Origin of the sequence: Micrococcus sp. UYEF5 (assembly GCF_040546065.1) — a bacterium.
GTDB classification, from domain to species: domain Bacteria; phylum Actinomycetota; class Actinomycetes; order Actinomycetales; family Micrococcaceae; genus Micrococcus; species Micrococcus luteus.
Map to the genome: position 1 here is coordinate 66313 of NZ_JBEPNB010000001.1, position 24592 is coordinate 90904.

21 protein-coding genes are annotated in these 24592 nt (G+C 73.6%); 1 reads left to right on the forward strand and 20 read right to left on the reverse strand.

The features are described from left to right. Positions 1 to 10: 10 nt before the first annotated feature. The 9 genes from rsfS to ABIB16_RS00375 form a co-directional block, all read right to left on the reverse strand. The gene (gene rsfS, locus ABIB16_RS00335; RefSeq protein WP_036316941.1) at positions 11 to 436 is read right to left on the reverse strand and encodes a ribosome silencing factor; all 426 of its coding nucleotides are present in this window, start codon (positions 434 to 436) and stop codon (positions 11 to 13) included. Beyond that, positions 433 to 1080 carry a nicotinate-nucleotide adenylyltransferase gene (nadD, locus tag ABIB16_RS00340; RefSeq protein ID WP_036316939.1) on the reverse strand — a complete coding sequence of 216 codons (648 nt, stop codon included), beginning with the start codon at positions 1078 to 1080 and terminating at the stop codon, positions 433 to 435. The genes rsfS and nadD overlap by 4 nt, the downstream gene beginning before the upstream one ends. A gap of 74 nt (positions 1081 to 1154) precedes the next feature. Beyond that, the gene (locus ABIB16_RS00345) at positions 1155 to 1379 is read right to left on the reverse strand and encodes a hypothetical protein (protein ID WP_036316935.1); all 225 of its coding nucleotides are present in this window, start codon (positions 1377 to 1379) and stop codon (positions 1155 to 1157) included. A 79-nt stretch (positions 1380 to 1458) separates the two neighbouring features. After that, positions 1459 to 2808, reverse strand: a complete 1350-nt coding sequence (locus tag ABIB16_RS00350; protein WP_354435972.1) for a glutamate-5-semialdehyde dehydrogenase — start codon at positions 2806 to 2808, stop codon at positions 1459 to 1461. A 73-nt stretch (positions 2809 to 2881) separates the two neighbouring features. Then, the gene (gene proB / locus ABIB16_RS00355; RefSeq protein WP_069941379.1) at positions 2882 to 4087 is read right to left on the reverse strand and encodes a glutamate 5-kinase; all 1206 of its coding nucleotides are present in this window, start codon (positions 4085 to 4087) and stop codon (positions 2882 to 2884) included. Positions 4088 to 4090: 3 nt separating this feature from the next. Further along, positions 4091 to 5638 carry a GTPase ObgE gene (obgE, locus tag ABIB16_RS00360; protein WP_020622077.1) on the reverse strand — a complete coding sequence of 516 codons (1548 nt, stop codon included), beginning with the start codon at positions 5636 to 5638 and terminating at the stop codon, positions 4091 to 4093. Positions 5639 to 5807: 169 nt separating this feature from the next. Then, entirely contained in the window at positions 5808 to 6065 is a 258-nt protein-coding gene (gene rpmA / locus ABIB16_RS00365) for a 50S ribosomal protein L27 (RefSeq protein ID WP_002853915.1), read from the reverse strand. 51 nt (positions 6066 to 6116) lie between these two features. Further along, positions 6117 to 6422, reverse strand: a complete 306-nt coding sequence (gene rplU, locus ABIB16_RS00370) for a 50S ribosomal protein L21 (protein ID WP_002853919.1) — start codon at positions 6420 to 6422, stop codon at positions 6117 to 6119. A 232-nt stretch (positions 6423 to 6654) separates the two neighbouring features. Further along, positions 6655 to 9834 (reverse strand): Rne/Rng family ribonuclease, encoded by a 3180-nt coding sequence (locus tag ABIB16_RS00375; protein ID WP_354435973.1) that lies wholly within the window; start codon positions 9832 to 9834, stop codon positions 6655 to 6657. 397 nt (positions 9835 to 10231) lie between these two features. Here ABIB16_RS00375 and ABIB16_RS00380 point away from each other — a divergent pair, with 397 nt between their 5' ends. Continuing rightward, positions 10232 to 10891, forward strand: coding sequence for a vitamin K epoxide reductase family protein (locus tag ABIB16_RS00380; RefSeq protein WP_044659082.1), 660 nt, complete (start codon positions 10232 to 10234; stop codon positions 10889 to 10891). Between the two features lie 86 nt (positions 10892 to 10977). Here ABIB16_RS00380 and ndk read toward each other — a convergent pair whose 3' ends face one another. The 11 genes from ndk to cysD all read right to left on the reverse strand — a co-directional run bounded on the left by ndk (position 10978) and on the right by cysD (position 24580). Then, on the reverse strand, positions 10978 to 11400 hold the full coding sequence (gene ndk / locus ABIB16_RS00385; RefSeq protein ID WP_012750845.1) for a nucleoside-diphosphate kinase: 423 nt from the start codon (positions 11398 to 11400) through the stop codon (positions 10978 to 10980). Between the two features lie 75 nt (positions 11401 to 11475). Beyond that, positions 11476 to 11976: a DUF4233 domain-containing protein gene (locus ABIB16_RS00390; RefSeq protein WP_073115421.1), complete on the reverse strand. Its 501-nt coding sequence runs from the start codon at positions 11974 to 11976 to the stop codon at positions 11476 to 11478. Further along, positions 11973 to 13526, reverse strand: coding sequence for a bifunctional folylpolyglutamate synthase/dihydrofolate synthase (locus ABIB16_RS00400; RefSeq protein WP_354435974.1), 1554 nt, complete (start codon positions 13524 to 13526; stop codon positions 11973 to 11975). Before ABIB16_RS00400 ends, ABIB16_RS00390 begins: the two co-directional genes overlap by 4 nt. After that, positions 13526 to 16942, reverse strand: a complete 3417-nt coding sequence (gene ileS, locus ABIB16_RS00405) for an isoleucine--tRNA ligase (protein ID WP_354435975.1) — start codon at positions 16940 to 16942, stop codon at positions 13526 to 13528. The genes ABIB16_RS00400 and ileS overlap by 1 nt, the downstream gene beginning before the upstream one ends. Before the next feature lie 278 nt (positions 16943 to 17220). Next, positions 17221 to 17856 (reverse strand): TIGR03085 family metal-binding protein, encoded by a 636-nt coding sequence (locus ABIB16_RS00410; protein ID WP_044659087.1) that lies wholly within the window; start codon positions 17854 to 17856, stop codon positions 17221 to 17223. Between the two features lie 80 nt (positions 17857 to 17936). Beyond that, positions 17937 to 19373 carry an FAD-dependent oxidoreductase gene (locus ABIB16_RS00415; protein ID WP_095353789.1) on the reverse strand — a complete coding sequence of 479 codons (1437 nt, stop codon included), beginning with the start codon at positions 19371 to 19373 and terminating at the stop codon, positions 17937 to 17939. Beyond that, a complete protein-coding gene (cobA, locus tag ABIB16_RS00420; protein ID WP_354435976.1) occupies positions 19370 to 20638 on the reverse strand; it encodes a uroporphyrinogen-III C-methyltransferase in 1269 nt (422 codons plus the stop codon). The genes ABIB16_RS00415 and cobA overlap by 4 nt, the downstream gene beginning before the upstream one ends. Beyond that, positions 20635 to 21558, reverse strand: a complete 924-nt coding sequence (locus ABIB16_RS00425; RefSeq protein ID WP_044659090.1) for an ABC transporter permease — start codon at positions 21556 to 21558, stop codon at positions 20635 to 20637. Before ABIB16_RS00425 ends, cobA begins: the two co-directional genes overlap by 4 nt. Beyond that, a complete protein-coding gene (locus ABIB16_RS00430; protein WP_354435977.1) occupies positions 21548 to 22273 on the reverse strand; it encodes an ABC transporter ATP-binding protein in 726 nt (241 codons plus the stop codon). Before ABIB16_RS00430 ends, ABIB16_RS00425 begins: the two co-directional genes overlap by 11 nt. Positions 22274 to 22304: 31 nt before the next feature. After that, a complete protein-coding gene (locus ABIB16_RS00435) occupies positions 22305 to 23645 on the reverse strand; it encodes a sulfate adenylyltransferase subunit 1 (RefSeq protein ID WP_354435978.1) in 1341 nt (446 codons plus the stop codon). Beyond that, positions 23645 to 24580, reverse strand: a complete 936-nt coding sequence (gene cysD, locus ABIB16_RS00440; RefSeq protein ID WP_060974121.1) for a sulfate adenylyltransferase subunit CysD — start codon at positions 24578 to 24580, stop codon at positions 23645 to 23647. Before cysD ends, ABIB16_RS00435 begins: the two co-directional genes overlap by 1 nt. Between the last annotated feature and the right edge of the window lie 12 nt (positions 24581 to 24592).

Below are 24592 nucleotides of genomic sequence, written 5' to 3' on the forward strand. Positions count from 1 at the left end.
CCCGGCCCGCTCAGGAGGCGTGCGAGGCGGAGGCGCCGTCGTCCTGGGTGGCCGCGTCCGGTCGGGTGCTCTCCTCCGGCAGGCCGAGGTCGATCGCCGGGGTGTCCTTCCACAGGCGGTCCAGCGCGTAGAACTCGCGGTCCTCGCGATGCTGGACGTGCACCACGAAGTGTCCGTAGTCGAGCAGCACCCAGTGGCCGTCGGACCGGCCCTCGCGACGCAACGGCTTGAGCTGCTCGTCCTTCAGCAGCGCCTCCTCGACGCCGTCGACGATCGCGTTGACCTGACGCTCCGAGGCGCCGGAGGCGATCAGGAAGGCGTCGGTGAGGCCGAGCCGCTCGGCGACGTCGAACGCGACGATGTGCGTGCCGAGCTTGTCCGCGGCGGCGGCCGCGGCGGTGGTGAGGGCGTCCAGGGTGGTCTGGGGAACGGTCACGAGGTCTCCTCTTCCGAGACGTAGAGGTGGTGCTTGGCGATGTATTGGACGACGCCGTCCGGGACGAGATACCAGACGGGCCGGCCCCGGCGGACGCGCTCCCGGCAGTCCGTGGAGGAGATCGCCATGGCGGGGATCTCCATCAGGGAGACGTCGGCGCCCAGGCCCATGTCCGAGAGGTCGTGGCCGGGACGGGTGACACCGACGAAGTGCGCCAGGTCCCAGAGTTCGTCCACGTCCTTCCACGTGAGGATCTGGCCCATGGCGTCCGCGCCGGTGATGAAGAACAGCTCGGCGTCCGGGTGCAGGCGGCGCAGGTCCCGCAGCGTGTCCACGGTGTAGGTCACGCCGGGGCGGTCGATGTCCACGCGGGAGACGGTGAACCGGGGGTTGGAGGCGGTGGCCACCACGGTCATGAGGTAGCGGTCCTCGGCCGGGGAGACCTGCCGGTCCGACTTCTGCCACGGCTGGCCCGTGGGGACGAAGACGACCTCGTCCAGCTCGAACTCGGCGGCCACCTCGGAGGCGGCCACGAGGTGCCCGTGGTGGATCGGGTCGAAGGTGCCGCCCATGATGCCGAGGCGACGACGGTGCGCGCCCCCGGCGGTGGGCGCGGGGACGGGTGTGCGGGAGGCGACGGTCATGCGCTCAGGAGACGAACGGACGGCCCGCCGCGTCGCCCCCGGCGGAGGCGGCGACGCGGCGGGCCGGTGAGACGTCAGTGACCGGAGGTGTGCGAGCCGCGGCCGGTGCCGTGGTGCTGGACCGCGGTGGTGGGCTCGGGCAGGCGCAGCGCGCGGGAGCGCATGGACATGGTGGCGGCCAGGGCGGCCATCAGCAGCGCGAAGACGAGCAGGCCGTACCAGATGGGGTCCATCGGCAGCTCGTTGACGACGTGGTGGCCCTCCTCGGCGGCGGCCAGGATCAGGGAGGTGTTCAGCATGGATGCTCCTCGGTGCAGCGGGTCAGACGGCCGGGCCGGGGCCGGGCCGAAGGGGTCCTGGTGTCCATCGTAGCCCGGCTCAGCGGCGGATCTGCCCGTCGCCGCGCAGGATCCACTTGGTGGTCGTGAGCTCCTCCAGGCCCATGGGCCCGCGGGCGTGCATCTTCTGGGTGGAGATGCCCACTTCGGCGCCGAGGCCGAGCTCGCCGCCGTCGGTGAAGCGCGTGGACGCGTTCACGATGACGGCCGCGGCGTCCACCTCGGTGATGAACCGCTCGGCCGCGGCCAGGTCGTTCGTGACGATGGCCTCGGTGTGGCCCGTGGACCACCGGCCGATGTGCTCGATCGCCTGGTCGAGGGAGTCCACGACGCGCACGGCCATCTCCATGTCCAGGTACTCGGTGCCCCAGTCCTCCTCGGTGGCGTCCACGGCGTCCCGGGCGTGGTCGCCGCGGTCGGCGAGCGTGGGCAGCCAGGCCCGCGCGGCCTCGTCCACGTGCAGCAGCACGCCGGCACGGGTGAGGGCGCGCAGCACTTCTCGGCCCACCTCCTCCGCGTCCCGGTGGAGCAGCAGGGTCTCGGCCGCATTGCACACGGAGGTGCGGTGGGTCTTCGAGTTGAGCACGATGTCCACCGCCATCTGCTTGGGTGCGGAGGCGTCCACGTACAGGTGCACGTTGCCCTCACCCGTCTCGATCACGGGCACCCGGGCCTCACGGACCACGCGCTGGATCAGCTCACGGCCGCCGCGCGGGACGAGGACGTCCACCGCGCCACGGGCGGCCATCAGGGCGGCGACGCCAGGACGTCCGAGGTCGTCGATGCCCTGGATGATGTTGGGGTCGAAGCCCTGGTCCACGAGCGCCTCCCGCAGCACCTGGATCAGGACCGCATTGGTGGACTCCGCGGCCGAGCCGCCGCGCAGGATCACGCCGTTGCCCGACTTCAGGGCGATGCCGGCGATGTCCACCGTGACGTTCGGACGGGCCTCGTACACGGCGCCCACGACGCCCAGGGGCACCCGCACCTGGCTCATCCGCACGCCGTTGGGCAGCGGGCCGCCGCGGACCACGGTGCCCACGGGGTCCGGCAGGCCGGCCAGGGTCTCCAGGGCGAGGGCCAGCGCCTCGACGCGCGCCTTGTCCAGCTTGAGGCGGTCCAGCATGGCCGCCGAGGTGCCGGCCTCGCGGCCGCGGCTGCGGTCCTCGCGGTTGGCCGTGATGATCGCGGCCGCGTTGGCGCGCAGGGCCTCGGCCATGTGGCGCAGGACGGCGTCCTTGCGGACGCGGCCGGCGGTGGCCAGCTCGGGCACGGCCTGACGCGCCCACTCGGCCCGTTGGCGGACGGCCTCCTCGACCTCGGGCGTCGGCGCCTCGGCGTCCTGGCGGCCGGACTGATCCTGGGGTGCGGTGCTCTCGGTGGTCTGCATGCCCCCAGCCTATCGAGCGCCCCGGACGAGGCACGAGGCCCCGGTCCGTCGCCGCGGCCGGAGCCCGTGCCGGTCAGCGCTGCGGCGGAGCCAGGCGCACCCAGTCGTCGGCGTGCACGACGACGCCGTCGTAGCCCGCGCCCAGGTCCTCGCGGAGGTCGGCGGTCGTCCGCCCGAGCATGGCGGGCAGCTGCGACGAGGAGTACTGCACGAGGCCGCGCGCCCGCACCCGGCCATGCGCATCCACGATCTCGACGACGTCGCCCGGCGTGAAGGCGCCCGTGCAGCCGGTGATGCCCGCGGCCAGCAGGGAGCGGCCGCGGTCGATCGCCCCGGCCACCGCGCCGTCGTCGATGATGAGCCGACCCCGGACCTCCGCCGTGAGGCCGAGCCACGCCGCGCGGGCGGACCGGCGGCGGCCGGTGGCGGAGAACCACGTGCCCACGTCCTCCCCCGCGAAGGCGGCGCCCGCATTGGCGGCCGAGGTCAGCAGGGTCGGGATGCCGGTGGTGGCCGCGATGCCGGCCGCGTCCACCTTGGTCACCATGCCACCCGTGCCCACACCCGCGGAACCGGGCACACGCACGTCGACGCCGGCCAGATCGTCGTCCGAGGTGACCTCCGGGATGCGCCGCGCGTCCGGGTGGGAGGGGTGGCCCGTGTAGAGGGCGTCCACGTCCGAGAGCAGGACCAGCAGGTCCGCCTTGCAGAGGTTGGCGGTGAGGGCCGCGAGGCGGTCGTTGTCGCCGAAGCGGATCTCGCGCGTGGCCACGGCGTCGTTCTCATTCACGATCGGCATCACGTCGAGCGTGAGCAGCCGCGACAGGGCGCGGTGCGCGTTCGTGTACTGGGTGCGCCGCATGAGCTCCTCGGCGGTCAGGAGCACCTGGGCCACCTCGGTGTCGTGCCGGCCGAAGCTCGTGGTGTAGTGCGCCATGAGCTTGCTCTGGCCGACCGCCGCCGAGGCCTGCTGGGTGGCGGTGTCCTTGGGGCGTCGGCCCAGCCCGAGGTGGGGGAAGCCGGCCGCGATGGCGCCGGAGGACACGAGCACCACCTGGGTGCCCTTCTGCCGCTCGGCGGCGAGGACGTCCACGAGCCGGTCGATGGCCGCCACGTCCAGGCCGTCCGGGGTGGTCAACGAGGACGAGCCGATCTTCACGACCACTCGGCGTGCGGCCTGCATCGTCTCCCGCGAGGTCACGGGGTTGGCCTGCGGGTCCTCAGAGCCGCGCGTGGCGGGGGTCGGATAGCGGGTGACGACGGTGCGCCGCACGGACATGGATCATCCCTCTCGATCGTCGGTGTCGGTCCACAGGCCGGAGCGTCGCTCGGCCTCCATCTCGGCCCGGGTCGCCGCACGGGCGGCCCGGCGGGCATCCTGCTCGGCGCGCTTCTCCGCGCGGGTCGCGCGGGTGCGCTCGTCGAGCCGCAGGTCGGTGCCCCGGGGCCCGGCGAGCAGCTCGGCTCCCGCGGACAGCGTGGGCTCCCAGTCGAAGACGACGCCCGTGACGTCGTCGCCGATCACGACGGCGTCGCCCGGCCTCGCACCGGCCTTGAACAGGCCGTCCTCGACGCCGGCCCGCTGGAGCCGGTCCGCAAGGTAGCCGATCGCCTCGTCGTTCTGGAAGTCCGTCTGGGCGACCCACCGCTCGGGCTTCTCGCCGCGCACGCGGAACAGCGGCTCGAGGTTGCGCTCCTCGCGGCGGATCGTGAATTCGGCCCGCTCGCCGCGGCGGCGATGCCGGCGCGGCACCTCGACGGGCGCGGCCGGTGCGGGCTCGACCACCCGGGAACGGGCCTCGGCCACGAGCTCGGCCATGGCGTATTTGAGGGCGTCCAGGCCCTCGCGGGCGAGCGCGGAGATGTCGAAGACCCGCAGGCCGCGGCCCTCGAGCTCGTCGCGGACCATGTCCGCCATCGCGGCGCCGTCGGGCAGGTCGGTCTTGTTCAGGGCGATGAGGCGGGGCCGCTCGTTCAGCGGCACGACGCCCTCCCCGCCCTGGGAGAAGACGGGCTCCACCGCGTAGGCCTCGAGCTCGGCCTCGATGGCCTCGAAGTCGGCGATCGGGTCGCGGTCGGACTCGAGGCTGCCGCAGTCGAGGACGTGCACGAGCGCGGCGCAGCGCTCCACGTGGCGCAGGAACTCCAGGCCGAGGCCGCGGCCCTCCGAGGCGCCGGGGATCAGGCCCGGGACGTCGGCCACGGTGAAGCGCACGTCGCCGGCCTGCACGACCCCGAGGTTGGGCACGAGCGTGGTGAACGGGTAGTCCGCGATCTTGGGGCGGGCCGCAGACAGGGCCGCGATGAGGGAGGACTTGCCGGCCGAGGGGAAGCCCACGAGCGCGACGTCCGCCACGGTCTTGATCTCGAGCGTCAGGTCCCGGCTCTCCCCCGGCAGGCCGAGCAGCGCGAAGCCGGGCGCCTTGCGCTTCACCGAGGCCAGAGCCGCGTTGCCGAGGCCGCCCTGACCGCCGGCGGCGGCGACGTAGGTCGCGCCCTCCCCCACGAGATCGGCCACGATGTTGCCCTGCTCGTCCTTGACCACCGTGCCGTCCGGCACCGGCAGCACGAGCGACTGGCCGTTCTTGCCCTCGCGGTGGTCTCCCATGCCCGGCTGGCCGTTCTCGGCGGACCGGTGCGGGGCGTGGTGGTAGTCCAGCAGCGTGGTGGTCTGCGAGTCCACCACGAGGGTGATGTCGCCGCCGTCGCCCCCGTCGCCGCCGTCGGGGCCACCCAGGGGCTTGAACTTCTCGCGATGCACGGAGACGCACCCGTGCCCGCCGTTGCCGGCGGTGAGGTGGAGGACCACGCGGTCCACGAAGGCTGCCATGGGAGTGCTCCTAGGGGCTGGAGGGATCGGACTCAGACGGCCCAGGGGCCGGAGACGCCGACGGCGGGGGCGGGTCCGGTGGATGCCGGGCCCGCCCCCGCCGGGGCGTCAGGGGGTGCGGGTGTCCTCGCCGGGCGAGGGTCCGCACGCAGACCGCACGAGTGTCAGATCACTCCGCGGCGGGGACGATGTCCACGACCTTGCGGCCGCGGCGCTGGCCGAAGGCCACGGAGCCCGCGGACAGCGCGAAGAGGGTGTCGTCCTTGCCGCGGCCGACGTTGCGGCCCGGGTGGAACTTGGTGCCACGCTGGCGGACGATGATCTCGCCGGCGTTAACGTCCTCGCCGCCGTAGCGCTTGACGCCGAGGTACTGCGGGTTCGAATCGCGGCCGTTCTTCGAGGAACTGCCGGCCTTCTTATGTGCCATTGCTGTTGCCTAACCTCTCGGATGCTCGGTTTCGCCGGTGCCGGTGACGGCTCAGGCGATCCCGGTGATCTTGACCGTGGACAGCTCAGAGCGGTGGCCCTGGCGCTTCTTGTAGCCGGTCTTGTTCTTGTACTTCATGATGACGACCTTCTTGCCACGGGAGTGGGAGACGACCTCGGCGGTCACCTTCACACCGGCGGCATCGGCGCCAGCCTTGACCTCGTCCCCGTCCACCAGCATCAGAGCGGGCAGCTCGACGGAGCCACCGGTCTCAGCGGGAACGCGGTCAAGGGTAACGAGGTCTCCGACGGAAACCTTCTCCTGGCGGCCGCCAGCGCGGACAATCGCGTACACCACTTGGGACTCACTTCTCTCGACGTTTCAATGGATCAGATCGGGTTCTGCTCGCCCGCACCTCGACCGCGGCTGCGTCCGGGTCCGGCGGTCCCTCACCGGGACATGCGGGAGCGTGCGGGCGGTGAACACCGATGGTCCAGCATACTCGCTGCCGGGCGTCCGGACCAAACAGAGGCGTGTCGGCGCGTCGCCGCCGCCCGGGGCAGGCCCGGGACGGCGGCACCGACGACGGTCAGCGGCCGCGACGGGCCAGGTCGGCGGCCTTCACGCCGACGCCGAGCATCACCGGGGCGGCACCCTGCGGCTCGGCGGGGGTGGACGCCTCGGCCACGGTCGCGGTGAAGCGGCCGCCCTGGGCGCCGCCGGGCGCGGCCTGGACCTGGACGTGGACGCCGTCGGACGACACGGCGCGACGCGAGCGCCGGCGCGGCGATCCGGGCGCCGGGGCCGCCTGGGCCTCGGCCGGGGCGTCCGCGGCGGACGCCTGTTCCGCGTCCGCCGCGGGCTCCACCGTCGGGTCGGTCGCCGCAGGCTCCACCATCACGGCCTCCTCGACGGCGGCCGGGGCGGCGGGCTGCTCGTGGACCTCGGTGGCGTCCGTGGACTCCTCGGGCGAGGGCTCGGTGGCCTCCACCGGAGCCGCGTCCGTGCGGTCGGCCGTCCGCTCGGCGGACGCGTCCGCACCGGCGGCCGTACGGACGACACCGTCGCTCGAGGCCCGGCGGGACCGGCGGCGCCGGGGCGCCGGGGCATCCTCGGCGGGCACCGGCTCCGATGCGTCCTCCGCGGGCGCGGCCGCCGAGGACTCGGCGTCCGCGGCGTCGTGTCGCGACGGCGTGGCGCGCTCCGCGCCCTGGTCCTCGGCGTCGGTCTCGGTCGAGGCCGCCTCGCCGTCCCGCCGGGACCGCCCACGGCCACCCCGGCGACGCCGGGACCGGCGGGGACGGTCGTCCTGCGCCTCCGCGTCCTCCGGGGACTCGGCCTCGGCGACGGCGGCCACGGCCTCCTCGGCCTGCGCGACCGGGTCCTGGTGCTCGGGGACCTCGGAGGCGGCCGGCTCGGCGGCCTCCTCCTCGGTCTGACGGGGCTGATCGGCGGACGCGGCGGTGCCGTCGTCGTGCGACCGCGCGGCATCCTCGGAGCCCGCGGCCTCGGCGCCGGTGTCCGCCGACTCCTCGGTGCGGCCCCGGCCACGGCGGCGGCCCCGACGACGCCGGCGACGCGGCGTCTCCTCCTCGTCCGCCGCGGCCGGCTCCCCGGCCTCCGCGGGCCCGGTCGACGCGGCCTCGACGGCCTCGGCCACTGAGTCCTCGGCGGCGTCCGCCGCCTGCTCGGCGGGGGCGGGCTCCTGCGCGGGGGTCTCGTCCTCGGCCACCTTGCCGGAGGCCTTCGCGATCGAGTGCAGGGCGACCCGGGCGGCCTCGGCCCGCTCACGGCGCTGCCGCTCGTCCTCGGAGTCGGCGTGCTCGGCGCCCGTCGTCGTGGCCGCGGCGGCGTGGGCGTGCTCGCCCTCGCCGTTGCCCCGGCGCCGGCGACGACGGCGGCCCTCCGCCTCGCCGCGCTGCTCACCGCCGGAGCGGCCCCGCTCGACGGGGGTGTCCTTGATGATGATGCCGCGGCCGGCGCAGTGCTCGCAGGTCTCCGAGAACACCTCCACGAGCCCGGTGCCCATGCGCTTGCGCGTCATCTGGACCAGGCCGAGCGAGGTCACCTCGGCGACCTGGTGCTTCGTGCGGTCCCGGCCCAGGCACTCCACGAGACGCCGCAGCACGAGGTCGCGGTTGGCCTCGAGCACCATGTCGATGAAGTCGATGACGATGATGCCGCCGATGTCCCGCAGGCGCAGCTGCCGGACGATCTCCTCGGCGGCCTCGAGGTTGTTCTTGGTGACGGTCTCCTCGAGGTTGCCGCCGGAGCCCGTGAACTTGCCGGTGTTCACGTCCACCACGGTCATGGCCTCGGTGCGGTCGATCACGAGCGAGCCGCCGGAGGGCAGGTACACCTTGCGCTCGAGCGCCTTGTGGAGCTGCTCGTCCACGCGGTGGGTGGCGTACAGGTCCTCGCCGTCGTGGTCCTCCGGCACCCAGTGGTGCAACCGGTCCAGCAGGTGCGGGGCCACGTAGGTCACGTAGGCCTCGATGTTGTCCCACGTGGCCTCGCCCTGCACGAGCATGGCGGAGAAGTCCTCGTTGAAGACGTCGCGGACCGTCTTGATGGTCAGGTCCGGCTCGGCGTAGAGCAGCTCGGGGGCGAGCACCTTGGTGCCGGACGCCTTCTCCTGGATGCCCTCCCACTGGGCGCGCAGACGGTTGATGTCGTTCTGCAGCTCCTGCTCGGAGGTGCCCTCGGCCGCGGTGCGCACGATCACGCCGGCGTCCTGCGGCAGGTGGTCCTTGAGGATCTTCTTCAGACGCGAGCGCTCCACGTCCGGCAGCTTGCGGGAGATGCCGGTCATCGAGCCTCCCGGCACGTACACGAGGTAGCGGCCGGGCAGGGAGACCTGGCTGGTCAGACGGGCGCCCTTGTGGCCCACCGGGTCCTTGGTGACCTGGACGAGCACGGTGTCGCCGGACTTGAGCGCGTTCTCGATCTTCCTCGGCTTGCCGTCCAGCTGGGCGGCGTCCCAGTTGACCTCGCCCGCGTAGAGCACGGCGTTGCGTCCGCGGCCGATGTCCACGAACGCGGCCTCCATGGACGGCAGCACGTTCTGGACCTTGCCCAGATACACGTTGCCGATCATCGAGTCCTGCGTGGTGTGCGAGACGAAGTGCTCGGCCAGCACGCCGTCCTCGAGCACGGCGATCTGGATGCGCTGGTCGCGCTGGCGCACCAGCATCTTGCGGTCCACGGCCTCGCGGCGGGCCAGGAACTCGGCCTCGGTGATCACGGTGCGGCGACGCCCGCCCGAGCGGGAGTCGCGGCGGCGCTGGCGCTTCGCCTCGAGCCGGGTGGAGCCCTTGACGCTCTGGACGGTGTCCGAGGCGGTGCTCACGGCCTGGCGCGGCGCGCGCACGCGGGTGACGGTGTGCTCGGGATCGCCGGCCTCGCCGCCGTCGAGCTCCATGTCCACCTCGCCGCGGCGGCGTCGGCGGCGCCGGCGGGAGACCACGGCGCCCTCGGCCCGGTCCTCGGACTCTCCGGCGTCCTCGTCCTCGGAGCGCTGCCGGGACGTGGTCTCGGTGCGCAGGACCTCGATCAGGTTCGCCGGCACGGCGAACGGGTCGGTCGGGTCGACCTGCAGCGTCGGCGCGCTCGGCTCCTCGGGCGCGTCCGCGGCGTCGTCGGACGCGGGGGTCCGCTCCGGCTGAACCGCCCCGGCGGCGGTGTCCGCCGCGGTCTGCGTCACGGCCTGCCCGGCCGTCTCCTCCACGCGTTCGTCTGCGCGGGTCGTGTCCTCGTTGTTGGCCGCCATGGCAGCACCTCCCGCCGACCGACGACGCCACACTCGCCGCCGCCCGGCGTGTCCGCGTCCGCCGCCGGCCGCGTTGCCCCGGGCGCCGTGCGCCACGGGTGCGCCGGGAGGCGGACTCCGAGAAGTCATCGGGTGGACCGCGTCGACCGTCAGGGCCCGGCGCGGAACCGCTGCGCCCTCGAGATCGGGGCCTGGGCGTCACGTGCCGTCCGCCGGCCGGCGCACGGACGCACACGGGCGGGGCCCGGCGTCCACCTCCCGCACGATGCTCGACGCGGGGGCGCCTCGGCGGCGGCCCGACGTCGGGCGCGCAGCGGGCTGCCCCGCGGTGTGGCCACGGGACGGCCAGGGCCGATTCTCTCACATCCGCCCCGGGCACGCGCCTAGAATCGTGTCCATGCCTGCGACCCCGCTGACGGACGACATCCGCCTCTCCCCCGCCGACGACATCCCCGCCGAGGAGGCCCGGCTCACCTGGTACGCCCGGCCCGCGGGCACGGCGGCGCTGCTCCTGATCACCTCGCTCGTGGCGCTGACGGCCACCATCATCATCATCGTCGAGCGCGCCCTCCTCACCGCGGACCCGACGCACCGCACGTCCTGCGACCTCAACCCGTGGGTGTCCTGCGGCCAGGTGATGCAGTCGTGGCAGGCCCACACCTTCGGCTTCCCGAACACGTACATCGGCGTGGTCGCGTTCTCCGTGCTCATCACCGTGGGGATGTCCCTGCTCGCCGGCGCCCGCTTCGCCCGCTGGTACTGGCTGCTGATGAACGCGGGGATCCTGGCGGGCTTCGCGTTCTGCGTGTGGCTCTGGTACTCGGCCGTCTACAGCATCGGCACGCTCTGCCTCTACTGCATGATCGTGTGGGCCATGGTCATCGCCCAGCTCGTGCTCGTGACGTCCCGGAACCTGCAGACCGGCACGCTGCCGGCCCCGGCCGGTCTCGTCCGCCTCGCCCGGGAGCTGGCCTGGCCCGTGATCGTGCTCCTCTACGTCCTGGTGTTCGCCTCGATCCTGCTGGAACTGGGCCTCGGGGTCATCGGGATCGACTGAGCCCGCGCTCCCCCACCGGGCACGACGACGGCGGCCGGTCACCCCACCAGGGTGACCGGCCGCCGTCGTGCGGGCCCGGAACGGGCTCAGCCGAACCAGATCGCGAGCTCGCGCTCGGCCGAGAGGGTCGAGTCCGAACCGTGGACGAGGTTCTTCTGGACGGCCTCGCCCCAGTCCCGGCCCAGGTCGCCGCGGATGGTGCCCGGGGCGGCCACGGTGGGATCGGTCTTGCCGGCCAGCGAGCGGAAGCCCTCGATCACCGAGTCGCCCGTGACGCGCGCGGCCACCACGGGGCCGGAGGCCATGAACGCGACCAGCGGCTCGAAGAACGGCTTGCCCTGGTGCTCCTCGTAGTGCCGCTCCAGCATGGCGCGGGTGGGCGTGAGCATCTTCAGATCGGCGATCACGTAGCCCTTGCGCTCGATGCGCGCGAGGATCTCGCCGACCAGGTTGCGGGCCACCCCGTCCGGCTTGATGAGGACGAGGGTCTCTTCGGTGTGGTGCGTCATGGGGTGTGCTCCTAGCGTCGTCGGACGGCCGCGAGCGCGGTCCGGTTCCCGCTCCACCCTAGTGGGGCCCGGGTCTCAGCGTCCGTGCTCGGCCTCCCAGGCGGCCTCGAGGCGGTCGCGCTGGGCGTTCTCGACGTCCATGGCACCGCCCTTGATCACGGCGTACGCCCACGTCAGCGCGAAGAGGGCCCCCACCACGAACATCGAGTACTCCCAGAAGCCGGAGGCCAGCAGGACGGCCTGGATCGCCCAGCCGATCGCGATGCCGACGGGCTTGCGCACCAGGGCGCAGGTCAGCACCGCGACGACGGCCAGCGCGGAGTAGCCCGCCACGAACCACCAGGCGCCCGGCTCGTCCCGGTGCATGCCGAACAGCATGAGCCCGAGGAAGAAGATGAGCACCGCCTCGAGCATGAGGATCGTGGAGGTGAACAGGGCGCGCACGGAGCGTCGGCGCCGGCGAGTGCCGGGGCGCCACTGCCGCTGGGCTCGCGTCTCGCGCTCGGGGCGCCAGGACTCGTCGCCGAAGCGCCCCTGCTCCGGGGCGCCTCCGGTCTCCGGCTGGTCGGGGCTCATCGGTCCTCCTCCGGCCGGCGGCGGGCGCCGGCGTCGTCGCGGTCCTCGAGCAGCTCGAGGATCTCCGGGTCCAGGTCGTCCTCATCGGCGTCCGCCAGCCCGACGGCGTCGAGCAGGTCGGCGGGGTCGAGGCCGCGGGCGGCCACGGTGACGGGGCCGGCATGGCGGGGCTCGCCCACGAGGGTGCGGACCTCGGCGGCCAGGGTGATCGAGCCGAGCACGAGCACCCCGCCGCCGGTGCCGGAGGCCAGTTCGTCCGCGCTCGTCTCCAGGGCCTCCGCGCGGCCGACCGCCCACTCGAGGGCGTCCGGCACGGACTCGGTGGCGTACACGTCGTCCTCGGGCCAGCCGGCGTCGACGGCCATGCGGGCCAGCTCCCCGGCCGGGATGGCACGGGCCGAGGAGGACTGCGTCACCGCGAGGTCCTCCACGTCGTCGCCGAACGCCCGGTAGAGCGCCGCGAGCATGCCCGGCGCGTCCTTCTCCTGGAGGATCCCGACGACCAGCGAGAGGCGGGTGAAGCCGAACGCCTCCTGCACCGCGCGGGCCGTGGCCCGCACGCCGTCCGGGTTGTGGGCGGCGTCCACGATGAGCGTGGGGGCGGTGCGCAGCACCTCGAGCCGGCCGGGCGAGGTGACCTGGGACAGCCCCTCGCGCAGCAGCTCCTCGTCCAGCGGCCGCTCGCCGCCGCCCAGGAACATCTCCAGGGCCGCCACGGCCACCGCGAGGTTCTGCGCCTGGTGCTCCCCGAGCAGCGGCAGGAACAGGTCCCGGTACTCGGCCGCGAGGCCGCGCACGGACACCTGCTGGCCGCCCACGGCCAGGGAGCGCTCGAGCACGCCGAACTCGACGCCCTCGAAGCGGAACGGCACGTCGGCCGCCCGCGCCGCCTCGAGCAGCGCCTGGGCGGCGTCGCGCTCCTGGGCGGCGGAGACGAGGGCGCCGCCGGGCTTGATGATGCCGGCCTTCTCCTCGGCGATCTCGGCCTCGGTCTCCCCCAGCAGATCTGTGTGGTCCAGGGAGATGGGGGTGACCACGGAGACGACGGCGTCCGCGACGTTGGTCGCGTCCGTCACACCCCCGAGGCCCACCTCCAGGACGACGACCTCGACGGGCTCGTCCGCGAACACCGCGAAGCCCAGCGTGGTGACCGCCTCGAAGTACGTCAGCGGGACCTCGCCCGCGGCCTCGAGCTCCGCGTCCACGGTCTGCACGATCGGGAGGATCTCCCCCCACACGCGCACGAAGGTCTCGTCGGCCACCGGGGCGCCGTCGATGCTGATCCGCTCCGTGACGCGCTGCAGGTGCGGCGAGGTGTAGCGCCCGGTGCGCAGCCCGTAGGCACGCAGGACGGCCTCGACCATCCGCGCCGTGGACGTCTTGCCGTTGGTGCCGGTCAGGTGGATCACCGGGGCCGCGTGCTGCGGGTCGCCGAGCAGCGCGAGCACGCGCCGCATCGGCTCGAGCCGCGGCTGCATCTTGTTCTCCGGGGCGCGGGCGAGCAGGTCCCGGTAGACCTCCTCGACCGTGCCCGGGACGTCCGCGCGCATCACGCGTCCGCCTTCGCGACGGTGACGGCCACGGTCTTCATGGCGTCGTCGGCCGGGTCCTTGCGGGGGTCGGCCGCACCGGAGTCCACGAGCTCCAGGTCCACCGTGAGGGTCTCCTCCGCGACGAGGCCGCGGTGGACCTCGAGCGCCGCCACGACGGCGGTGGGGCCCTCGATCCGCGTGCGCACGCGGTCGGAGACGTCCAGGCCGGCGTCCTTGCGGGCCGCCTGCACGGCGCGGACCACGTCCCGGGCGGTGCCCTCGGTGGCCAGCTCCGCGGAGACCTCGGTGTCCAGGACGAGGAAGCCGGCGGTGCCGGGCAGCACGCCCACCGCGGTCCCCTCGGGGGCACCGGTGGAGACGGTGCGCAGCTCGTAGAGCGCGGGGGCCAGGGTCACGGTCTCGCCGTCGGCGAGCGTGACCGCCAGGCCCTCGGCCGTCTCCTCGTACGCGCCGGCGTCGACCGCCTGCTTCACGAGCGGCACCTGCCTGCCGAACGCCTTGCCGAGCTCGCGGAAGTTCAGCTTCAGCTCCGTGCCGATGCCGCAGCGGGCGATCGCCTCCTCCGAGAGCTCGGTGAGCTCGACGTCCTTGAGGTTCAGCTCGTCCGCCACGATGCGGGCGTAGGTGCCCTCGAGGCCCGCCGCGTCCGGGACGACGACGGACAGGCGGGGCAGTGGCAGGCGCACCCGGCGCCCGGCCCCCTTGCGCAGGGCCGAGCCGGCCGAGCTGATGCGGCGCACCGCGTCCATCCGGGCCACGAGGGAGTCCGCCTCGGGCCCGTGGGGGAACAGGTCGGCGTCCGGGTAGTCGGTCAGGTGGACCGAGCGGCCGCCCGTGAGACCGCGCCAGATCTCCTCGGCGATCAGCGGCATCAGCGGTGCGGCGGCCCGGGCGAAGGCCTCCAGGACGGTGTAGAGGACGTCGAAGGCGACGGTGTCCTCGTCGAAGAACCGCTCACGGGACCGGCGGATGTACCAGTTGGTCAGGGTGTCCATGAAGCCGCGCAGCGCGTCCGTGGCGTCCGAGACCTCGTAGGCGTCCAGGCTGGTCTTGACCTCCCGCAGCATGCGGCCCGTGGCGGCCAGGATGTACTGGTCCAGGGGGTCCTCTGCGGTGTGCCGCTCCTGCGCGCGGTACCCCTCGGGGCGGGCGCCGCCGTCGTGCGCGGTGTTCGCGTACAGGGTGAAGAAGTGGTAGGCGTTCCACGCCGGCAGCAGCACCTGGCGGACGCCCTCGCGGATGCCCTCCTCCGTGACGATCAGGTTGCCGCCGCGCAGGATGGGGCTGGCCATGAGGAACCAGCGCATGGCGTCCGCGCCGTCGCGGTCCAGGACCTCCGTGACGTCCGGGTAGTTGCGCAGCGACTTGGACATCTTCTGCCCGTCCGAGCCGAGCACGATGCCGTGCGCGATCACGTTGGAGAACGCCGGCCGGTCGAACAGGGCGGTCGCCAGGATGTGCATGGTGTAGAACCAGCCGCGCGTCTGGCCGATGTACTCCACGATGAAGTCCGCCGGGTTGTGCGTGGGGAACCAGTCCGCGCGCTCGAACGGGTAGTGCACCTGGGCGTACGGCATGGAGCCGGAGTCGAACCAGACGTCCAGCACGTCCTCGACGCGGCGCATGACCGCGCCGGCCGCGGCGGCCTCGGGGTCCGGGTGGGGGCGGGTGAGGTCGTCCACCCACGGGCGGTGCAGGTCCACCTCGCCCTGGGCGTTGCGCGGCAGGCGGCCGAAGGCCTCCTCGATCTCCGCGAGCGAGCCGTAGACCTCCTGGCGGGGGAAGTCCGGGTGGTCGGACTCCCACACCGGGATGGGCGAGCCCCAGTACCGGTTGCGGGAGATGGACCAGTCGCGCGCGTTGGCGACCCACGTGCCGAACTGCCCGTGCTTCACGTTGCCGGGGATCCAGGTGATCTCCTCGTTCAGCTCGAGCATGCGCTCCTTGACCTGGGTGACCTTGACGTACCAGGACGTCACCGCGCGGTAGATCAGCGGCGTGCGGCACCGCCAGCAGTGCGGGTAGGAGTGCTCGTAGGAGGCCTCCCGCGCGAGCCGACCCAGCGAGCGCAGGGCGCGGATGATCGTGCGGTTGGCCTCGAAGACCTGGACGCCGGCGATCTCGCGCAGGTCGCCGCGCCCGACGTCCTCGCGGGCGAACAGCGGCAGGAACCGGGCACCGGAGTCCACGGAGAGCAGCACGGGGATGCCGTTGGCCTCGCACACGCGCTGATCGTCCTCACCGTAGGCCGGCGCCTGGTGGACCACGCCCGTGCCGTCCTCGGTGGAGACGTAGTCGTCCACGAGGATGCGGTGGGCGCCCTCGACGCCGAGGTCACGGCCGTTGACGGTGAAGGTCTCCCCGCGGTGGGCGTCGAACACGTCCGTGAACAGCGGCGCGTAGGCCAGACCGCCGAGGCGGGCGCCGGGGATCGTCTCGGTGACCGCGGCGCGGGCGGCGTCGGCATCGGCGTAGCCGAGCTCCCTGGCGTGGGCGCCCACCAGGTCCACGGCCAGGAGGAAGCGGTCCCCGTCCGCGGTCGCGCCCTCGGGGCCGGCCGGCACCACGGCGTACTGGATCTGGGGGCCGACGGCGAGGGCCGCGTTGGTCGGCAGCGTCCAGGGCGTGGTGGTCCAGGCCAGGACGTGGACGCCGGCCAGGTGCGCGGCGAGCGCCGCGTCGGCGCCGCCGTCGGGCACGAGGGCGGGGTCCGCCGGGAGACCGGTGATCGGGAACGTGACGGTGACCGAGGGGTCCTGGCGCATCTTGTAGACGTCGTCGTCCATGCGCAGCTCGTGGTTGGACAGCGGGGTCTCGTCGTTCCAGCAGTAGGGCAGGACGCGGAAGCCGCGGTAGGTCAGGCCCTTGCGGTGCAGCTCGGAGAAGGCCCAGATCACGGACTCCATGAAGTCCGGGGTGAGGGTCTTGTAGTCGTTCTCGAAGTCGACCCAGCGGGCCTGGCGGGTCACGTAGTCCTGCCACTGGTCCGTGTACTTCAGGACCGAGGAGCGGCAGGCCTCGTTGAACGTGTCGATGCCCATGGCCTCGATCTCGGACTTGTCCGTCATGCCCAGCTGCTTCATCGCCTCGAGCTCGGCGGGCAGGCCGTGGGTGTCCCAGCCGAAGCGGCGCTCCACGCGGCGGCCCTGCTGCGTCTGGTAGCGGGCCACGAGGTCCTTGACGTACCCGGTGAGCAGGTGGCCGTAGTGCGGCAGGCCGTTGGCGAAGGGCGGGCCGTCGTAGAAGACGAACTCGTTCTGCGAGCCGTCCTCGTTCCGGGTGGGACGCTGGTCGATCGAGGCCTGGAAGGTGCCGTCCTCGTCCCAGTACGCCAGGATGCGGCGCTCGATCTCCGGGAAGCGCGGGGAGGCGGGGGTGCGGCCGTCAGGGGCGGAGGAGGCGAGGGGGTACACGGGGGTCCTTTGCGTCCGGGGCGTCGGTTCCGTGCAAGGACGCCCGAGGGCCCGACCCTCCGGCCGGCCGCGGACGCGGTACCACCTTGCTTGCCGGCGTCGGGAGGTCCCCGGGGTGCCGGCCGCTTGATGACTGCTGTGACGGGCTTACCCGTCCGGTTCTACTGGGGCCGTGCGGCCCGTTCTTCCGGAGGCTCGCCGGTGATGGCCGGGTCGACGCCTATGCCCGCCAGTGTAGTGGACGCTGCGCCGGCCCGTGGCCGCGGGGCCGGAGCGCGTCAGAGGGCGGTGCGCACGGCCGCCGACGCGTCGCCGTCGATCTCCACGTGCACGGCGTCCCGGCCCGAGGCCCAGAGGAGGAGCTCCCCGACCTCGCCGGTCACCGTGACGGGCGCCCGCAGCGCCACGGCCCCACGGGTGACGGTGACCGGGGCGCGACCCGGGCCCTGGAGGACCACCGGCGCCGCGGACTTACGCAGGAACAGCGGGGCCATGCGGCGCAGCGAGCGGTAGAGGGCGTCCTCCTCGTCCGGGGAGAACGAGCGCGGGGCGGGCAGCGAGCCGCTGGCCGCGGACTCGCCGCGCCGGACGTCCTCGAGGTGGATGAAGTGCTCGGCCGCGTTCACGTGCCTATCCGCCGCCCGCATGGGGTTCAGCGCCGACGGGCCCGCGGCCCACTCCCGCACGACCTCGGCGTAGTCGCGGCGCTTGGTGTCCGCGGTCAGGCGGTCGAGGTGGCGGGACAGCGGCGGGATGAACAGGGCGGCGAAGGCGTCGGGCCGGCTCTCCCGCAGCCAGAGGTGGGCGGCGAGGTCGCGGGTGCTCCAGCCGCCGCACAGGGTGGGCGCGTCGGGGCCCTTCTCGAGCAGGAGGTCAGCGAGGCGGGCACGTTCGGCTGCGGCGAAGGTGGTCATGGGCACCACGGTAGGGAGCGGGCCGCGGCGCGGGCGAGGGGTGGCCCGCGCCCCGCCGCGGGTCCACCCGACGGGAGGACTCAGCCTTCGGCGCCGAGGAGGACACCCTCCCGGGAGATGCGGGTCATCTCCTCCCGGTCCACGACCTTCACCCGCTCCCGCGCCACCGGCCCGGCCTGCGTGGCCTGCGCACCCAGGGACTTCTCATGGTCATCCAGAGCATGCCAACCGGCCCACGTCGTGTACGGCACCTCACGGGACTCGAGCAGCTCGATCACCGACTCCTCCGACGGCTCCTGGGCCGTCCACAGCCCCGGCTCGTCCTCGATCAGATGCTTGATCGTCTCCAGGGAGTCACCCTTGGTGTGCCCGATCAACCCCACCGGGCCCCGCTTGATCCACCCCGAGGCATACAGACCCGGCACCGGGGCGCCGTCCGCGTCCAGCACCCGGCCCTGCGCGTTCGGGATCACCCCGCGCACCTCATCGAACTCCACCCCCTCCACCGGGGACCCGAAATAGCCCACCGCCCGGTACACCGCCTGCACCGGGTAGTCCACGGTCTCCTGGCTCGGGCGGACCCCACCGGAGCCGTCCAGCTCCATGCGGCGCATCCGCAGGCCGTCTACCCGGCCGTCCCCGTCCTCGTCCAGGAACTCCTCGGGGGCCTGCAGGAAGTGCAGGTGCAACCGACGCGAGGCGCTCTGCTGACGGTCCTCCTGCTCCATGAGCCAGTTCGTCAGCGTGCCCACCATGGTGCGGACCTGGTTGTTCTCCTCGATCGCCTTCTCCGAGGCCTCATCGAAGTCGAAGTCCTCCTCGTACAACACGATGTCCACATCCCGGGAATGCGCCAGCTCCCGCAGCTCCAGCGGGGTGAACTTCACCTGCGCCGGCCCGCGCCGGCCGAACACGTGCACATCCGTGACCGGGGACGCGGCCAGGTCCCGGTACACGTTGTCCGGGATCTCGGTGGGCAACAGGTCCTCGGCATGCTTGGACAGGATCCGGGCCACATCCAGGGCCACGTTCCCGTTGCCGATCACCGCCACCTGCGTGGCCTCCAACGGCCAGTGCCGCGGCACATCCGGGTGCCCGTCATACCAGGACGCGAAGTCCGCGCCACCGAATGAGCCGGCCAGCTCCACCCCGGGCACGTCCAGGGCCGCGTCGCGCACAGCCCCGGTGGAGAACACGATCGCGTCGTAATGCCGACGCAGGTCCGCCAGGCTCAGGTCCGTGCCGTAGTCCACATTCCCCAGGAAACGGATGTCGCCCCGGTCCATGACCTTGTGCAGGGCGTTCACGATGCCCTTGATGCGCGGATGGTCCGGGGCCACCCCGTAGCGGATCAGGCCGAACGGGGCCGGGTACCGGTCGAACAGGTCGATGCTGACACGGAAGTCCCGCTCCTCCTTGGTCAGGATGTCCGCCGTGTACACCCCGGCGGGTCCGGCACCGATGATGGCGATGCGCAACGGGCGGTCAGGCCTCGAGGCCGAGGGGGTCAGGGTCATGCTCGTGCTCCTTCGGAGGTCGGGTTCAGGGTCAAGATCGGGGCAGGGACACCGGCCGCAGGCGCGCCGGTGGCGTAGGGGCTCAGGCGCACGACGTCGCCCACGACGATCACGGCGGGGTTCTCCACACCGACGGCGGCCGCCTGCGCGGCGATGGTCTCCACCGTGCCCACGGTGACCCGCTGGTCCGGCATCCAGCCGCGCTCGATGATCGCCACGGGCGTCGCGCCGTCGAGGCCGCGCTCCGTCAGTCGGCGCGCGGTGTCCGCGAGCCGGCGCACGCCCATCAGCAGGACGAGCGTGTGGTCGGCCCGGGTGGGCACTTCGGACAGCTCTTCGTGGCCGGTCACCAGCGTGAAACCGGTGGCGACGCCGCGATGCGTGACCGGGATCCCCGCGGCGGCGGGCACCGAGACGGCGCTCGTGACACCGGGCACCACCTCGACGTCGACGCCGTGGGCGCGGCAGTGCGCTGCCTCCTCGCCGCCGCGGCCGAGCACGTACGGGTCGCCGCCCTTGAGCCGGACGACGACGCGGCCGGCCCGGGCCTCCCGGACCAGGACGGCGTTGATCTCGTCCTGCGTGGCCAGGTGGTTCCCGGGGGCCTTGCCGACCTCGATCACGGGCACCACCGGGTCCAGCTCGGCCAGGAGGGCGCGCGGGCCCAGCCGGTCGGCGACCACCACGTCGGCCTCCGCGAGCAGCTGCCGGCCGCGCACGGTGATGAGCCCGGAGTCGCCGGGGCCGCCGCCGACGAGGGCCACGCGACCGGGCTCGGCGGACGCGCGCCGCCGCCGCAGCGGCAGCCGCCCCGTGGACAGGGCGAGGGTGATCGCGTCCTTCAGGGCGCGGGCACGGCGAGGGTCTCCCCCGGCGTTGACGGCCACGGTCACGTCCCCGGCCCGGACGACGGCGGGCGTCCAGGCGGCGGAGGACTCGGCGTCGGAGGCGTCGACACACCAGACGCGGCGGGCCTCGGCGTCGGAGGCCACGGCCCCGTCCACGGCCCGGTCACCGGTGACGGTCTGGGCGAACCAGACCCCGTCGAGGTCGGACGGGCGGTAGGGGCGGCGATGCAGGGTGAGCAGGCCGGCCGCCGCGAGCCGCTCCACCTCCTCCCCCGGCTTCGGGGCCACCACGGTAACGAGCGCGCCGGCGTCGAGGAGGGCACCCACGCGGCGGCCGGCCACGCGCCCGCCGCCCACGACCAGGACGGGCCGGCCGAGCAGACGCAGGGAGGTGGGGTACAGATCGGACGCGGTCATCGCGTGCTCCCTTCCAGCAGCCCGCGGCGGCGCAGCATGCGCCGCTCGACGGGGCCGAATGCGGCCAGTTCGACGAGGACGCCGACGGCCAGGATGGTCAGGACGGCGCAGAGGACGACGGCGAGGTCGGACGCGGCACGTCCCTCGTGGAGCAGGGTCCCGAGTCCCACGCCCATGGGCCCGCCGACGGCGATGATCTCGGCGGCCATGAGGCCTCGCCACGCGAAGGCCCAGCCCTGGCGCAGGCCGGAGACGAAGGCGGGCAGGGCGGCCGGGAGGACCACCAGCAGGGCGGTCTCGAGACGCGAGGCGCCCAGCACCCGGGCCGCGCGACGCAGCTGCGGTGGCACCTGGTCCGTGCCGGTGGTGAGGCCGGCGACCACGGCGGGGACGGCGCCGGTGAGCATCACGAAGTACGCGGTGGCGTCGCTGAGGCCGAACCACAGCACCGCGAGCGGCACCCAGGCCACGTTGGGCAGCACCATCAGGGCCGTGAGCAGCGGGCCGAACGCCCGCCGCAGGACGCCGACCTGTCCGAGCACGAGGCCCAGCCCGACGCCGACGACCACGGCGAGTGCGAAGCCCACGACGGCGCGGCCCACCGACGTCGCCACTGCCTGCTGGACGAGGCCCTGCGCCCACAGCGTCCCGAAGGCCCCGACGACGTCGCCGGGACCGGTGATCGGCTCACCGCGCGCACCGGCCAGCCACGCGAAGGCCTGCCAGATCGCCACGAGCAGGACGACGGCGGCCACCGGGAGCAGGACCCGGCTCCAGTCCCACCCGGCCAGACCCGTCCGACGGGTCGAGTCGACGGCCTGGAGCGCGTCGAGGCCGCTGTCGAGCTCGCGCAGCTCGTCGTCGGTGGCGGCCCCCGGCGCGCGGCCGGGGGCGTCGAGGGTGGGGGTGTCAGTGCGCATGGCGACGGATCTCCTGACCGAGTCGGGCGGTGATGGCGGCCGTGAGGGCGGCCGCGGCGGGCGCGTCGTGGCGGGCGGCCGCGGGCACGTCCCATTCGGCGACGACGCGACCCGGACGTGAGGACAGCAGCAGCACCCGCTGGCCGAGGCGGACGGCCTCGGCCACGTTGTGGGTGACGAACACGACCGTCCGACCGGTCTGCCGCCACACGCGCTCGAGCTCCCCATGCAGCAGGTCGCGGGTGATCGCGTCCAAGGCCGCGAACGGCTCGTCCATGAGCAGCAGGGGGCGGTCCTGGGCGAGGGCCCGGGCCAGGGCGACGCGCTGGCGCATGCCGCCGGAGAGCTGGTGGGGTCGCAGGTCGGCGGCGTCGCCCAGGTGGACGAGGCGCAGCAGCTCCCCGGCACGCTCCCGACGCTCCGCCGCGGGCACACCGGCGAACCGGAGGGCGAGCTCGATGTTGCCGCGGGCGGTGAGCCACGGGAAGAGGGCGGCGTCCTGGAACATGAACGCGGCCCCCTCCCGGGGAGTCTTGACGACGCCCGCGGTGGGCGCCTCGAGCCGGGCGATGAGGTTCAGCAGGGTGGACTTGCCGCATCCGGACGCGCCGAGCAGGCAGACGAACTCACCCGGCTCGATCCGCACGGAGACGTCCTCCAGCACGGGCGTGGGCCCGCCGAAGCTCTTGCCCACGTCCTCCATCACCACCGTCATGACCGCTCCCCTCGCGCCGTCGTCATCCGGATCAGGCCTCGTCGCCGCCGCGCACCATGCCGGCGGCGAGCGTGGCCCCGTCCTGGGGGTCGATCACGAGGAACGCCCCGGTGCGCCGATGCACGGCGTAGGGCTCCACGGGCAGCGGCGCGGCCAGGTGCAGGCGCACCTGTCCGATGTCGTTGAGCCCGAGGGTCTCGGCCGGGTCGAGCCGCAGGGTGTCCAGGTCGAGCCGGCCGGCCACCTCCTGGACGAGCGCCCGGACGACGGCGGTGCCGTGCTTGACGAGGACCTGCTGCCCGACGCGCAGCGGCGCGGCGGAGAGCCAGCACAGCGCGGCGGCCACCTCCGCGGTGGGACGCGGGGCGGTGTCCGCGGCGGCGATCGTGTCCCCGCGGGCCACGTCCACCTCGTCGGCCAGACGCAGGACCACCGACTGCGGGGAGGAGGCCTCCTCGAGGGATTCGCCGGCGGCGTCGACGCCCACCACGGTGGTGGTGCGCACCGGCTGCCCCGGGGTGAGGACGGCGACGGCGTCCCCGGGCCGGACGGTGCCCGCCACGACCTGCCCGGCGTAGCCGCGGTAGTCGCGGAAGACCTCCGGGTCGAGGCCGGGGGCCAGGGCGCCCTGGGGGCGCACCACGAGCTGCACCGGGAAGCGGAAGGAGGCCGCGGCGTCGTCCTCGGCGTCCGCCCCGGGCAGGGACTCGAGCAGCTCCATGAGCGTGGGGCCGGTGTACCAGTCCGTCCGCGCGGAGCGGGTGACCACGTTGTCGCCCTGGAGGGCGGACACCGGGACGCTCACCGCGTCGGAGAGGCCGAGCTCCCGGGCCACGCGCCGAACGTCCTCGGCGATCGCGGTGAAGACCTCCTCGGAGTAGTCCACGAGATCGATCTTGTTGACGGCGACGATCACGTGCGGCACCCGCAGCAGGGCCACCACGCTCAGGTGGCGTCGGGTCTGCTCCAGCACGCCCTTGCGGGCGTCCACGAGCAGCACGACGGCGTCGGCCGTCGAGGCGCCCGTGACGGTGTTGCGGGTGTACTGCACGTGCCCGGGGCAGTCGGCCAGCACGAAGGTGCGCCGGTCCGTGGCGAAGTAGCGGTATGCGACGTCGATCGTGATCCCCTGCTCCCGCTCGGCGCGCAGGCCGTCGGTCAGCAGCGCCAGGTCCAGCCCGCCCTCGGCGCCGCCGAAGCCGCGCTCGGCGGAGGTGCGGGCCACGGCCTCGAGCTGGTCGGCCAGGACGGCCTTGGAGTCGTGCAGGAGGCGGCCCACGAGGGTGGACTTGCCGTCGTCGACCGAGCCGGCCGTGGCCAGGCGGAACAGGGTCCCGGCGGGGGCGTGCCGGTCCAGCAGTGCGGTGCTCATCAGAAGTACCCGTCCTTCTTGCGATCTTCCATGGCCGCCTCGGAGATGCGGTCGTCGGCGCGGGTGGCCCCGCGTTCGGTCAGGGTGGAGGCGGCGACCTCGAGCACGACGTCCTCGACGGTGGCGGCCTCCGAGAGGACGGCGCCGGTGCAGGACATGTCGCCCACCGTGCGGTAGCGCACCGTCCGCGTGGTGACCTCCTCGTTCTCGGCCGGGCGGGAGTGCTCCCCCACGGCGCGCCACATGCCGTCGCGGCGGAAGACCTCCCGCTCGTGCGCGTAGTAGATGGAGGGCAGCTCGATGCCCTCGCGGGCGATGTACCGCCACACGTCCAGCTCGGTCCAGTTGCTGATGGGGAACGCGCGGACGTGCTGGCCGGGGGTGTGACGGCCGTTGTAGAGGTTCCACAGCTCGGGGCGCTGGTTGCGCGGGTCCCACTGGCCGAACGCGTCCCGCAGGCTGATGATCCGCTCCTTGGCCCGCGCCTTGTCCTCGTCACGGCGGCCTCCCCCGAAGACGGCGTCGAACCGGTTGGTCCGGATCGTGTCCAGCAGGGGGGTGGTCTGCAGGGTGTTGCGGGTGCCGTCGGCGCGCTCACGCAGCTCGCCGCGGTCGATGTACTCCTGCACGGAGCCCACCACGAGCCGCAGGCCGAGCCGCTCCACCGTGCGGTCGCGGAACTCGAGGACCTCGGGGAAGTTGTGGCCGGTGTCCACGTGGACCACCGGGAAGGGGATCCTGCCCGGCCAGAAGGCCTTCGCGGCCAGGTGGAGCATCACCACGGAGTCCTTGCCGCCCGAGAAGAGCATGGCGGGGCGCTCGAACTCGGCCACCACCTCGCGGATGATGTGGATCGCCTCGGCCTCCAGGGCGTCCTGGACGTCGGGCCCGGCGGGGCTCACGGTCCCCGGGTCGGGGGCATGGGTGAGGGTCATCGTGTCTCCTTG